Genomic DNA, 12,342 nt, shown 5'->3' with positions numbered 1-12,342 from the left:
CCATTGACGTTACGGGTAAGAAGCACCTCAGGGAGGTGATCAAGTCAATAAGCTCTGTTGAAGGTGTTGACAGCTGTACGAGGCTCTACTCTTGAAAGTAAATCTCTTAATCTCACTCATGGTAAAGCTACCTCTTGGGTATAGATTTTTTACATGGACAGAAAGAACAGCATAAGGGTCCTTGGCTTGAGCTTTGGGCTTGTGCTATTCTTTGCCTTCGTTGAGCTTATTGGGGGTTTCCTGACCAACAGCCTGGCACTCCTATCCGATGCGGGGCACATGCTCACCGACAGCGTCTCCCTCCTGATAGCCCTCGTAGCTCAGCTTCTCGTTCAGAAGGCACGGGGAAAGAGGATGACCTACGGCTTGTACAGGCTTGAGGTGCTGGCAGCCCTTGTGAACGGAATCTTTCTAATAGGTCTCATAGCTTATATAGCTTACGAAGCCTTCAACAGGTTTTTAAGTCCGGAACCCGTTCTCGGTCCTCAGATGCTCCTGATAGCGACCGTTGGACTCGGAGTAAACCTTATAGCGGGATATCTCCTCTACAAGAGCTCAGAGGAGAACATAAACGTCAAAGCTGCCTTTCTCCATGTTGTCACAGATACCCTCGGTTCGGTGGCTGCTATCCTCGCAGGGATTGCGGTTACCTTCTGGAAGTTCTACCTCGCAGACCCGATCCTCAGCATAGGTATATCCCTTCTCATACTCCCCGGAGCCTACACGGTTATAAAGGACTCCCTGAATGTGCTCCTTGAGCTCGTTCCGGCTGCGATAGACCCCGAAGAGATAGAGGATGAGATAAGGAAGGTTAAGGGTGTTATAGATGTCCATGACCTCCATGTTTGGTCTCTAACGGCTGGGAGCGTCATCTTAACCGCCCACGTTGTTGTAAGCGATATCCAAGCCTGCAATGAGGTTCTCAAAGAGGTTGAAGATATAGCCAGCAGGCACGGGATAAACCACACCACGATACAGCTTGAAAGGGAAGGCTACTGTTGCTCACCTTCCTGTCCCCTTCTCCAGGAAAGTGGTATAAAGTACCACCACCATCACTGATATAATATTCAGCGGTGGTTGAGATAAGAGGGATAACTCTTCCGGTAATAGCCATACGCATAAAGGAGAAGGCTAATTTAGAGTCAATAAAGGAAGAGATAAAGTCCAAGGTAAAGGGAAAGCTCTTTGAGGGTGGGTACTTTATCCTTGAGAACGCAGAGGAGCTCCCACCGGATATGGTAGCCGAGATTGAGGAGTTTCTGAAGGACCTTAGACTCGGCAACATCAAACAGATAGGTAGCCGTAGAAAGGAGGCTCCGAGGAGCGACAGGCTCTTAGTCGTTGACAGGTCTCTAAGATCTGGACAAAAGGTTGAACACAACGGGGACGTTCTCATCCTTGGTGATGTCAATAAGGATGCAGAAGTGGTGGCTGTGGGTAATATTATTATTATGGGAACGTTAAGGGGGATAGCGATAGCGGGTGCCCTTGGAGATGAAGAGGCTGTAGTTGTAGCCCTAAAGATGGAACCTCAGCAGATAAGGATAGGTAAGAAGATAGCTATATCGGAGGAGTCGGAGAGGGTTTCTCCGGGCTATCCTGAGGTAGCACGGGTGGAAGATGGTATGATAGTTTTAGAAAAGGTCTAAAGGGAGCTTTAACATGACGGAGGTTATAGTAGTTACCTCAGGAAAGGGAGGAGTTGGGAAGACAACCATAACGGCGAACTTGGGAGTTGCCCTCGCAAAGCTTGGAAAGAAAGTCCTTCTTATTGATGCGGATATAGGTCTCAGGAACCTGGACATGATTCTCGGTCTTGAGAACAGGATAGTTTATGACATCCTTGACGTTCTTGAAGGAAGGGTTACGGTTGAGAAGGCTCTCGTAAAGGACAAGAGGGGTCTGAGCCTCTTCCTCTTGCCAGCCAACCAAACCAAGAACAAGGATGCGGTCAACCCGGAGAAGTGGGTTGAGCTCGTCAAGGACATAAAGGCAAAGGGGGAGTTTGATTACATCATCATAGACTCACCTGCCGGTATAGAGCAGGGCTTCAAGATAGCTGTCTCTCCGGCAGACAGAGCTTACATAGTTGTGAACCCTGAGGTCTCCTCTGTGAGGGATGCGGACAGAGTTATAGGTCTTTTAGAGAGCATGAACAAGGAAGACTACTGGATCGTAGTCAACAGGGTCAAGTGGAAGATGGTCAAGAAGGGGGAGATGCTCTCCGTTGAAGATATCGTTGATATACTGAAGGCACCTCTAATAGGCGTGATTCCTGAGGAGGAGAAGCTCGTTGACTTCACTAACAGGGGAGAGCCGATAGTCCTTCATCCCAAATACAATGCTGCTAAGGCTATGATGGATGTTGCCAAGAGGACCTTGGGTGAGGAGGTTCCCTTTGAGAGATACGGTGAGAAGGAGGGCTTCCTCAGTAAACTGTTTGGAGGGTGAGGTTGTTGAACTTGGGTTCGCTCTTTAAGAGAAAGAGCAAGGATGTTGCAAAGCAGAGGCTGATGCTGGTACTGAGTTACGAAAGGCAAGGTGTACCCCCAAGCATGGTTGAAAGACTGAAAGAGGACCTCATATCCCTGTTTTCCAAGTATCCTCAGTTTGATGCGGAGGGGATAGATGTGCTTCTAAAGAAGAACGAGAACGAGAGGGAGGAACTCTGGATAAGCATACCCTTCAAGGGTAGTTAAGCCTCAACTAACTTTAGCCTCTCTTCAAGCTCCTTAGCCCTGAGGGCATCAATTATCTCATCAAGCTTTCCATCAAGAACCTCCTGGAGCTTGTAGAGGGTGAGGTTTATCCTGTGGTCGGTGACCCTGTTCTGAGGAAAGTTGTAGGTCCTTATCTTCTCACTTCTTTCCCCTGTTCCCACCTGCTCCTTCCTCTCCTTAGCTATCTCCTCTCTCTTCTTTCTCTCATAGTAGTCCTTGAGCTTTGCATACAGTATCTTCAGAGCCTTCTGCTTGTTCTGAAACTGGGACCTCTCGTCCTGACAGGAGACGACTATCCCCGTCGGTATGTGGGTTATCCTCACCGCAGTCTCGGTGGTGTTTACGTACTGTCCACCCGCCCCGGAAGCCCTAAAGGTCTCTATCTTGAGATCCTGGGGGTTTATTTCAACCTCTGCCTCGTCAGCCTCCGGAAGGACGGCTACAGTAGCCGTTGAGGTGTGTATCCTCCCCCCAGACTCGGTCACGGGTATCCTCTGAACCCTGTGAACACCGCTCTCGTACTTGAGCCTTGAGTAGGCACCCTCGCCCTCTATCAGGGCGACAACCTCCTTGTAGCCTCCGAGCCCGGTTTTGTTGGCGCTCAGTATGGAGAACTTCCAGCCTTTGTCCTCCGCATACTTTTGATACATCCTCAGAAGATCTGCTACAAAGAGGGCAGCCTCCTCACCTCCCGTTCCAGCCCTTATCTCAAGGATGACGTTCTTGGCATCGTTGGGGTCCTTCGGGACCAGGAGGAGCTTCAGCCTCTCCTCCAGCTCGCTCACCCTCTTCTGAAGCCTCTCAACCTCCTCCTGGGCAAGCTCCCTTATCTCGGGCTCCGGGCTCTTGGTTAGCTCCTTAGCCTCCTTGAGCTCCTTGACTAACTTTTTGTACTCCTGGTAGGTCTCGTATATCTCGGAGAGCTCCTTATGCTCCCGACTGAGCTCCTTATACCTTTTAATGTCCTTGACAACCTCGGGCTTAGAGAGCTCCTCCTCAAGTTTCCTGTACCTGTCGCTGAGCTTCTCTAACTTGTTGAGTATCTCCTTCTTGAGCATTAACCTTCCTTCTTTTCACCGGGGGAGAGAAGCTCCAAAAACTTCGGCTTGAGCCTCAGCTTCCCGGTGTAGAAGGGATGACACTGATTGCACACCTCAATATGGACCGTTCCGCCCTTAGTTGAAAGGAGGGTGAAGGTATTTCCACAGCCGCACACGAAGGTGGTTGGTTGTAGCTCCGGATGTATTCCCTTCTTCATCACAAACCTCCGCTTCAGAAGCAAGATATTATACTACGCATTCATCGCCTTGAGAAATTCCTTGTTCGTCTTAAAGCGCTTGAGCTTGTCAATCAGAAACTCCATAGCCTCAACCGCATCCATAGTTGAGAGGAACTTTCTCAGCACCCACATCCTCTGAAGCTCCCAGTCCTCCACGAGGAGCTCTTCCTTCCTCGTTCCCGACTTCTCTATGTTTATCGCCGGGAAGACCCTTCTCTCCATCAGCCTCCTGTCAAGGTGTATCTCCATGTTACCCGTTCCCTTGAACTCCTCATAGATAACGTCGTCCATCCTTGAACCGGTCTCAATGAGAGCGGTCGCTATTATGGTCAGGGAGCCGCCCTCCTCTATGTTCCTCGCAGCACCGAAGAACTTCTTGGGTCTCTGGAGTGCGGTTGCCTCAATACCTCCCGAAAGCACCCTTCCCGTTGGAGGCGTTACCGCATTGGAAGCTCTCGCAAACCTCGTCATTGAGTCAAGGAGTATGACAACGTCCCGTTTGAGCTCAACGAGCCTCTTTGCCTTCTCTATCACAAGCTCAGCAACCTGCATGTGTCTCTCGGGGGGCTCGTCAAAGGTGGAGGCTATGACCTCAGCTCCACTTCCGACTATCCTTCTCATCTCTGTCACTTCCTCGGGTCTCTCGTCAATCAGGAGGATGATAAGGTGGACCTCTGGATGGTTTTCTATGAGAGCCCTTGATATCTTCTGGAGGAGGACGGTCTTACCTGCCTTGGGAGGTGCAACTATCATACCCCTCTGTCCTTTACCTATCGGAGCTATAAGGCTTATAACCCTTGTGGACATCTCACGGGGGTCGTACTCCAGCTGGAACCTCTCCGTAGGGTGGTAGGGCGTGAGCTTGTCAAAGGCTGGTCTGTTTCTGAGAACCTCAGGGTCCGCGGTGAGTCCGTTAACAGCCTCCATCTTTATGAGAGCCTTGTACTTCTCCCCTTCCTTTGGAAGCCTTGCAAAGCCGACTATGGTGTCCCCGGTCCTGAGACCGAACTTCTTTATCTGGGATGGGGCTACGTACACGTCTTCCCAGCTGGGCATGTAGTTGTTCTGGGCACTCCTCATAAAGCCGTAGCCTTCAGGAAGTATCTCCAGAACGCCCTTCACAAAAACAAGCCCCCCGTCCTTAGCCTGAGCCTCCAGAATCCTCTCAATCAGCTCCTCCTTTTTCAGTCCCGTAGTTCTCGTAAGGCCAAGGTCCTTCCCTATCTTCTGCAGTTCCTGAAGTGTCATCCTCTTTAGCTCTTCAAGGGTGTAGACCTTCTGAAGTTCTTGCATGCTTTCCTCCTGTTTATTTTCCTATGCAAAATTTCGCAAATATGTTGCCCAAAACGTCTTCGGTAGTTATGTGACCGACTATCTCACCCAGGTAATCCGCCGCCTCTCTTATATCAAGCATCGCTATCTCTGGGCTCATATCTTCCCTTCTGTATCTATCCCTAAAGCTTTCAAGGACTTCTTTGGACTTCCTGAGAAGCTCCTCATGTCTAACCGATACATATATGTTTAATCCCTCTGGGGTTGTAGCTCCAACCTTCCTGAGAATTTCCTCTTCAAGGTTTTCTAATCCGTGTCCTGTAAGGGCACTCACCTTTATTATAGATTGTCCCTCAAAAATTTCAAGAGGGAGCTTTTCACCGAGGTCAATCTTGTTGAGGACAACTATCAGGTTCCTGCTCCTTACCTGCTCGTATATGTGTCTGTCCTCTTCGGTCAGCTCTCTTGACGCATCAACGACGAAGAGAACTATGTCCGCCTCCTCTATCTTGGCGAGGCTCCTCTCAACACCTATCCTCTCAACGGGGTCCTGTGCCCTCCTTATGCCGGCTGTATCAATCAGGCGGACGGGTATTCCTCTCAGGTTTATGCTCTCCTCAATGTAGTCCCTCGTTGTTCCCTCTATGTCCGTAACTATTGCCCTGTCCTCCCTCAGAAGGGCGTTGAAGAGAGAGGACTTGCCCACATTCGGTCTGCCGACTATCGCGAGCTTTATACCTTCTCTAACGAGCTTCCCCACCCCCGCTGTCTTGAGCAGCTCCTCTATGCCCTCAAGAACCCTATCAACCAGCTCAAGAACCTGTTCCTTTGTGAGGGTCGGTATGTCCTCTTCGGAAAACTCAATGTCAGCCTCTATATAGGCGCAGAGCTCAAGGAGGCTCTCCCTGAGGGGCTCTATATACCTGCTCAGCTCACCCTTTAGCTGGCGTAGAGCCAGCTTTCTCGCAAGCTCGGTCTTTGCAGATATCAGCTCAGCCACAGCCTCTGCCTGAGTGAGGTCCATCTTCCCGTTCAGAAATGCCCTCTTGGTAAACTCACCGGGCTGGGCTAAACGACACCCCGCTTTGAGAAAAAGTTCCAGGGTTTTCCTGAGTATGAGGGGGTTACCGTGGAGGGATATCTCCACCATATCTTCACCCGTGTAGCTGTGGGGTGCCCTGTAGTAGATGAGAACCCCCTCGTCTATGACCTCTCCCTCAGGGTCAACGAGCGTTCCGTAGTGAGCGTATCTTGGCTTTAGGTCAGACTTCGTCCTGAAGAATCTCCGGGCAAGTTCAAGGACACCTCTGCCCGTTAGCCTTACAACTCCTATAGCGCTCTCTCCAAAAGGGGTTGCTATCGCTACTATCGGGTCTTTCATGTCTGGGGCGTGGTCTAAAATATAATATAGCTCCTCTGAGGGGGTATGGCGGAACTGGCAGACGCAGCGGACTTAAAATCCGCGGGCCGTAAGGCCGTCCGGGTTCGACTCCCGGTACCCCCATGGAAAAATCATGAAAACAGTAGAGGAAGGGAAGGCTCTCATTTACGTCCCCCAGCTAAGAGAGATCGTGTCCTCGGACATGCCCGTCTTTTACAACCCGAAGATGAGGGTGAACAGAGACCTCGCCGTTCTGGGGCTCAGATACCTATGTAAGAAGCTCGGGAGGGAGCTCAGGGTTGCAGACCCTTTGGCAGCGAGCGGTATCAGGTCTGTCAGGTTTTTGAAAGAGACCGACTGCGTCGGTAAGGTCTATGCCAACGACATAAGTGAAGATGCCGTGAGGATAATGGAGGAGAACTTCAGGCTCAACGGCATACCCCGGGACAGGTACGAGGTTCACCGGGAAGAGGCAAACTTCTTCCTGAGGAAGGGCTGGGGCTTTGGCTTTGACTACGTTGACCTTGACCCCTTCGGTAGCCCCGTTCCCTTTGTTGAGTCTGTTGCCCTCAGCATGAAGAGGGGAGGGATACTCAGCCTGACAGCAACGGACACCGCCCCCCTCTCGGGGACCTACCCCAAGACCTGTATGAGGAGGTACGGTGCAAAGCCCCTGAGGAACGAGTTCAAGCACGAGGTAGGCGTGAGGATTCTCATAAAGAAGGTGATTGAGCTCGGAGCCCAGAACGATATAGCCATGGTCCCCCTCTTTGCCTACTCCCACCTTCACTACTTCAAGCTGTTCTTTATGAAAGAGAGGGGTGCTAAGCTCACCAACTCCCTAATTGAGAGGATAGGATACGTGCTTTACTGCTTCAACTGTCTTAACCGCGAAGCGGTCCTTGACCCCCTCAAGATAAAGGAGCACTGCCCTATCTGCGGCACGAGGTTCAGCCTTGGGGGACCCATGTGGTTGGGGGAGCTCTGGGACAGGGAGTTTACCGACTTCCTCTACAGGGAGTCAATCAACGACGAAAACCTCTCAAGGGAAACTAAGAGGATACTGAGCCTGATAGAGGAGGAGTCCAGGCTCCAGACTGTCGGCTTTTACATGATGTCCAAGCTGGCTGAGAAGCTCTCCATACCTCAGCAACCGCCTATAGACAAGGTGGTTGAGTTCTACGAAGGTGTTAGAACCCACTTTGAGGGGGACGGATTCAGAACGAGGCTATCCCACAGAGAGGTTCTCCAGAAATCGGAAGAGCTCAGGGATATAATAAAACAGCGTTTGACAGGAGGGGTGCATGATGAGTCCAGAGGAGATGCTTAAGGACTTCCCACAGCAGCTTGAGTGGGAAAAGAGCGGTGTGGACCTCTCCCTGTACCGGACAGTGACCTTCTGCGGTATGGGGGGCTCGGGCATAGTGGGGGACGTCGCCAAGTCCTGGATGGAGCACAGGGGGTGCAAGCTACCGGTGACGACCTACAGGGGGTACGGACTTCCCAACTTCGTGAGGGGAGAAGAGGACCTCGTTGTATGCATAAGCTACAGCGGAAACACCGAGGAGACGATAAGCAACTTTCAGGAGGCTGTGGACAGGCAGGCGACCGTTCTCTCAATCAGCTCCGGGGGCAAGCTTGAAGAGCTATCGGAAAAGAGCGGTGTACTGCACCTGAAGATACCTACAGGTTACGCACCGAGGTTTGCCTTAGGGCACATGCTCTCTAAGGTTCTCTCAATCCTCGGGATAGAGAAGGAGGAGCTTGAGGATGCGAGGGAAAACCTGCGGGAGAACTATGAGGAGATAAAGAAGAAGGGAGAGGAGATAGCCCAGAGGTTATACGGATACGTTCCCGTAGTTTACGCAACTCCCCTGACGGAGGTAGCCGCCTTCAGGTGGAAGACTCAGATAAACGAGAACTCAAAGACACAGGCTTACTTTGCAGTGCTTCCGGAGATGCACCATAACGAAGTCGTGGGTCTTGAGAATGGGGAGATAAGGAGCAAGTTCTCCTTTGTTGTCATGTTTGACCCAAAGGACCACGACAGGGTGAGGAGGCGAGTTGACCTGACGATAAAAGTCCTGAAGGACCTCGGTATATCTCCCGTAGTCATTGGGGGAGATGGGAACTCCTACCTTGCAAGGCTCCTGTACCTCATACACGTGGGGGACTGGGCGAGCTACTACCTTGCCGGTAAGTACGGCTTTGAACCCCTTCCCGTGAAGACAATTGAGTGGATAAAGGAAGAGCTCAGCAAGTCCTGATATGGTTTATCATTAATTTCAGGAGGTTTTTTCATGGCTCACAAGTTCAATCCTGAGAATATCCATAAACTTGAGGACCCTTCAAGGCTTGAGCTCTTTGACCCCGAGAAGGTTCTCAGGGAGTTCGGCATAAGGGAAGGTATGACCGTCTTGGATGTGGGGACTGGTCCCGGCTTTTACCTTCCCTACCTCTCAAAGCTCGTGGGCGAGAAGGGAAAGGTCTACGGGATTGATGTTCAGGAGGAGATGGTAAGGAGGGCGAAGGAGAAGGTTGAGAGGGAAGGTCTGAAGAACGTTGAGGTGCTCAAATCTGAGGAGAACAGGATACCCCTTCCCGACAACTCCGTTGACTTTGTCTTCATGGCTTTCACCTTCCACGAGCTTGAGGACCCAAAGAGCTTCGTTCAGGAGCTAAAGCGCGTTGCCAAGCCCTTTGCCTACCTTGCGGTGATAGACTGGAAGAAGGAGGAGAGGGATAAGGGTCCACCTCCGGAGGAGGTCCTCTCCGAATGGGAAGTGGGGCTCATACTTGATGACAGCGGTGTAAAGGTGGGAAGGGTCGTTGAGATAGGGAAGTACTGCTTTGGAGTTTACGCCGTCTTCCCTCAGGAAGAAGAGGATAACCCCCTTATGAACGTTCCCTTCAAGATCCCTCCCGGTATGGCTTGACACCGAGAAGCTCCATCAGCTTCAGGCAGTTGAAGGGGGCGTAGGCATTGTAGTCGTTGTTGAAGTAGGCAAAGACCCTCACCGCTGAGCTCCTATCTATCTTTTCAGCCCAGCTTCTTAGCTCCTCTTCGCTGTAGTTATACCTGTACCATCCCTCCTTTCCGTGAAAGCGTACGTAAACAACTTCCGTGGTCTCTATGAGGTCTTCAGGAAGGTTGGGAGAGCTGACAGAGCAAAAAACTACACCGGACTTTCTGAGCTCCCTGTAAACCTCTTCCCTCCACCAGCTTAGGTGCCTGAACTCAACGACGTTTGTGAATTCGGGGCTCAGCTGGGAGAGTATCCTCTCCAAGTTCTCCTTCGTGTATCTGTAGGAGGGTGGGAGCTGGAAGAGTATGCACCCGAGCTTCTCCGATAGAGCTTGAGCGACTACATCGTAGAATCTGTCCACAAGCTCCTTTGTCTCCTTGAACTTCTTCATGTGGGTTATTGACCTGTTAGCCTTAACCGAAAATATAAAGCCCTTGGGAGTCTCACTATAGAGCCTCTTGAGGGAAGAGGCTTTTGGAAAGTTGTAGAAGGTTGAGTTTATCTCAACACTGTTGAAATGCTCTGCATAGTAGCCCAACCACTGGGAAGGCTTCAGGTCCTTGGGGTAGAACTTACCCCTCCAGCCCCAGTAGAAGTAGCCCGAACAGCCTAAGAAGTAATCTCTATCTTCCACCTGCAATCGCCGGAACTATTGAGAGGACGTCCCCGTCCTTGAGCTCGGTGTTCACCCCTTTGAGGAAGCGAACGTCCTCATCGTTGAGATACAGGTTCACGAACCTTCTCAGCTCGCCGTTCTCATCAAGGAGCCTCTCTTTAAAACCGGGGTACTGCTCTTCCAGCTTCTCTATAGCCTCCTTTACTGTGCTGGCTTCAACCTCAACCTCACCCTGTCCGTCGGTGAGCCTCCTCAGAGGTGTGGGGACTCTCACAACTACAGCCATCTCAAACCTCCTTAGACCTTTGCAAGAACCTTTTCCTTAAAGTCTTTAAGGGTTGCCTGAATCCTAACCGGTTCTGAAAGATGTCCATCAAGGACCTCAAGGGTCTTGTAGCCGTTCCCGGTTATGTAAGCTACCACAAGCTCATCGGGGTCAAAGACACCCTTTCTGGCGAGCTTCTTCAGAACAGCGACGGTTGTCCCTCCCGCCGTCTCCGTGAATATACCCTCAGTCTGGGCGAGGAGCTTCATAGCCTCTATTATCTCCTCATCCGTTGCGGTCTCCCAGTCTCCTCCGCTCTCCTTTGTTGTCTGCAAAGCGTATATCCCGTCTGCGGGATTTCCTATAGCTATTGACTTGGCTATGGTGTTAGGCTTGACGGGCTTGACGAAGTCTCTGCCCTCCTTCCAAGCCTGAGCTATCGGAGAGCATCCCTCAGCCTGAGCCCCGTACATCCTTGTTCTCACACCGTCTATGAGACCTACCTTCTCCATCTCCTTGAGTCCCTTCCATATCTTCGTGTATAGGGAGCCGGAGGCTGCAGGTGCAACGACCGCATCGGGGGCTCTCCAGCCGAGCTGTTCAACAACCTCAAAAGCCAAGGTCTTGGAGCCCTCCGCATAGTAAGGTCTTATGTTTATGTTAACGAATGCCCAGCCCTGGTCGTTGGCTATCTCTGAGCAGAGCCTGTTCACGTCGTCGTAGGTTCCCTCAACGGCAACCACGGTAGGGTTGAAGACGAGGCTACCGTATATCTTCTGGGTTTCAAGGTTCGCCGGTATGAAGACGAAGCAGTTCAGACCAGCCTGGGCACAGTGGGCGGCGACGGAGTTGGCGAGGTTCCCTGTTGAGGCACAGGCGGCTGTATCAAAGCCAAACTCCTTTGCCTTGGATAGAGCAACGGACACGACCCTGTCTTTAAAGGATAGGGTTGGGTGGTTTACAGAGTCATCCTTTATGTAAAGGTTCCTGAGCCCCAGAGCCTCTCCCAGCTTCTCAGCCTTCCTCAGAGGCGTAAAGCCCGCGGTGAGTCCAACGGTCGGGCTTTCCACCGGGAGGAGGTCAACATAGCGCCAAAGGCTCTTTGGACCACCCTCTATCTTCTCCCTTGAGATGTTCTTCTTTATCTCATCGTAGTCGTAAACAACTTCAAGGGGACCGAAGCAAAATTCACAGACGTGGATAGGCTCAACGGGATAGTCCCTTCCACACTCTCTACACCTGAGCCCTTTAACCTTTGCCACCTGCTTACCTCCGCGGAAGATTAGTATTTTACATTATAAGCCAAGGAGCTTCCTCCAACCTTGCAAAAGTCAGCGATTTGTAGGATAATTTTCCATTCCATACACCCAGGAGGAGAAGAGATGAGCGGTGTTCTTGAGAAGGTTCAGAGGAGATACCTGCCCCAGAAAGAGTATCCAAACTTCAAGGTGGGCGACACGATAAGGGTCCACTACAGGATAAAGGAAGGTGACAGGGAGAGGATTCAGCCCTTTGAAGGCGTGGTGATAAGGATAAGAGGCGGAGGAGCAGACAAGACCTTCACCGTCAGGAAGGAGTCCTACGGGGTAGGTATAGAGAGGATATTCCCCTACTACAGCCCCAACATAGAGAAGATTGAGATAGTGAAGATAGGTAGGGTCAGAAGGGCGAAGCTCTACTTCCTTAGAGAGCTCAAGGGTAAGGTAGCCCAGAGGAAGATAAGGGAGATAAAGAAGTGGGAGTACGAGGCTATGCAGAAGAGAAAGGAGGAAGCCCGCAGACA

General features: G+C 51.3%; 15 protein-coding genes and 1 tRNA gene. 9 read left to right on the top strand and 7 right to left on the bottom strand.

Annotated elements, in window-relative coordinates:
* Positions 1-153 precede the first annotated feature (153 nt).
* From AC1HCM_RS04310 to minE, 4 genes are read left to right on the top strand one after another with little or no spacing between them, the layout of a single operon-like run.
* Complete coding sequence (locus AC1HCM_RS04310) at positions 154-1,059, top strand: cation diffusion facilitator family transporter (RefSeq protein ID WP_479460548.1); 906 nt, start codon at positions 154-156, stop codon at positions 1,057-1,059.
* A 14-nt stretch (positions 1,060-1,073) separates the two neighbouring features.
* Positions 1,074-1,649, top strand: a complete 576-nt coding sequence (minC, locus tag AC1HCM_RS04305) for a septum site-determining protein MinC (RefSeq protein ID WP_479460547.1) — start codon at positions 1,074-1,076, stop codon at positions 1,647-1,649.
* 13 nt (positions 1,650-1,662) lie between these two features.
* Entirely contained in the window at positions 1,663-2,451 is a 789-nt protein-coding gene (minD, locus tag AC1HCM_RS04300) for a septum site-determining protein MinD (protein WP_479460546.1), read from the top strand.
* Between the two features lie 5 nt (positions 2,452-2,456).
* Positions 2,457-2,699 carry a cell division topological specificity factor MinE gene (gene minE, locus AC1HCM_RS04295; RefSeq protein WP_479460545.1) on the top strand — a complete coding sequence of 81 codons (243 nt, stop codon included), beginning with the start codon at positions 2,457-2,459 and terminating at the stop codon, positions 2,697-2,699.
* Here minE and prfA read toward each other — a convergent pair.
* From prfA to mnmE, 4 genes are read right to left on the bottom strand one after another with little or no spacing between them, the layout of a single operon-like run.
* Entirely contained in the window at positions 2,696-3,778 is a 1,083-nt protein-coding gene (gene prfA, locus AC1HCM_RS04290; protein ID WP_479460544.1) for a peptide chain release factor 1, read from the bottom strand. The two genes, minE and prfA, sit on opposite strands and share 4 nt — an antisense overlap.
* The gene (gene rpmE, locus AC1HCM_RS04285) at positions 3,778-3,978 is read right to left on the bottom strand and encodes a 50S ribosomal protein L31 (protein WP_479460543.1); all 201 of its coding nucleotides are present in this window, start codon (positions 3,976-3,978) and stop codon (positions 3,778-3,780) included. Before rpmE ends, prfA begins: the two co-directional genes overlap by 1 nt.
* 33 nt (positions 3,979-4,011) lie before the next feature.
* A complete protein-coding gene (rho, locus tag AC1HCM_RS04280) occupies positions 4,012-5,292 on the bottom strand; it encodes a transcription termination factor Rho (protein WP_479460542.1) in 1,281 nt (426 codons plus the stop codon).
* A gap of 13 nt (positions 5,293-5,305) precedes the next feature.
* On the bottom strand, positions 5,306-6,652 hold the full coding sequence (gene mnmE / locus AC1HCM_RS04275) for a tRNA uridine-5-carboxymethylaminomethyl(34) synthesis GTPase MnmE (protein WP_479460541.1): 1,347 nt from the start codon (positions 6,650-6,652) through the stop codon (positions 5,306-5,308).
* Positions 6,653-6,691: 39 nt separating this feature from the next.
* Here mnmE and AC1HCM_RS04270 point away from each other — a divergent pair.
* From AC1HCM_RS04270 to AC1HCM_RS04255, 4 genes are all read left to right on the top strand, one after another.
* A tRNA-Leu gene (locus tag AC1HCM_RS04270) sits at positions 6,692-6,775 on the top strand.
* 10 nt (positions 6,776-6,785) lie between these two features.
* Positions 6,786-7,982, top strand: a complete 1,197-nt coding sequence (locus AC1HCM_RS04265; protein WP_479460540.1) for a tRNA (guanine(10)-N(2))-dimethyltransferase — start codon at positions 6,786-6,788, stop codon at positions 7,980-7,982.
* Entirely contained in the window at positions 7,960-8,919 is a 960-nt protein-coding gene (locus AC1HCM_RS04260) for a bifunctional phosphoglucose/phosphomannose isomerase (protein ID WP_479460539.1), read from the top strand. The genes AC1HCM_RS04265 and AC1HCM_RS04260 overlap by 23 nt, the downstream gene beginning before the upstream one ends.
* Positions 8,920-8,952: 33 nt before the next feature.
* Positions 8,953-9,588: a class I SAM-dependent methyltransferase gene (locus AC1HCM_RS04255; protein WP_479460538.1), complete on the top strand. Its 636-nt coding sequence runs from the start codon at positions 8,953-8,955 to the stop codon at positions 9,586-9,588.
* Here the strand turns inward: AC1HCM_RS04255 and AC1HCM_RS04250 are convergent.
* From AC1HCM_RS04250 to thrC, 3 genes are read right to left on the bottom strand one after another with little or no spacing between them, the layout of a single operon-like run.
* Positions 9,563-10,312 (bottom strand): DUF72 domain-containing protein, encoded by a 750-nt coding sequence (locus AC1HCM_RS04250; protein WP_479460537.1) that lies wholly within the window; start codon positions 10,310-10,312, stop codon positions 9,563-9,565. The two genes, AC1HCM_RS04255 and AC1HCM_RS04250, sit on opposite strands and share 26 nt — an antisense overlap.
* Complete coding sequence (locus tag AC1HCM_RS04245; protein WP_479460536.1) at positions 10,302-10,580, bottom strand: ubiquitin-like small modifier protein 1; 279 nt, start codon at positions 10,578-10,580, stop codon at positions 10,302-10,304. Before AC1HCM_RS04245 ends, AC1HCM_RS04250 begins: the two co-directional genes overlap by 11 nt.
* Positions 10,581-10,591: 11 nt before the next feature.
* Complete coding sequence (thrC, locus tag AC1HCM_RS04240) at positions 10,592-11,821, bottom strand: threonine synthase (protein WP_479460535.1); 1,230 nt, start codon at positions 11,819-11,821, stop codon at positions 10,592-10,594.
* 120 nt (positions 11,822-11,941) lie between these two features.
* Here thrC and rplS point away from each other — a divergent pair.
* Positions 11,942-12,342, top strand: a 401-nt coding sequence (gene rplS / locus AC1HCM_RS04235) for a 50S ribosomal protein L19 (protein WP_479460534.1), incomplete at its 3' end; no start/stop codon positions are given.

The sequence above is a fragment of the Hydrogenivirga sp. genome, assembly GCF_056450045.1.
This window is presented reverse-complemented; position numbering and strand designations above follow the sequence as displayed.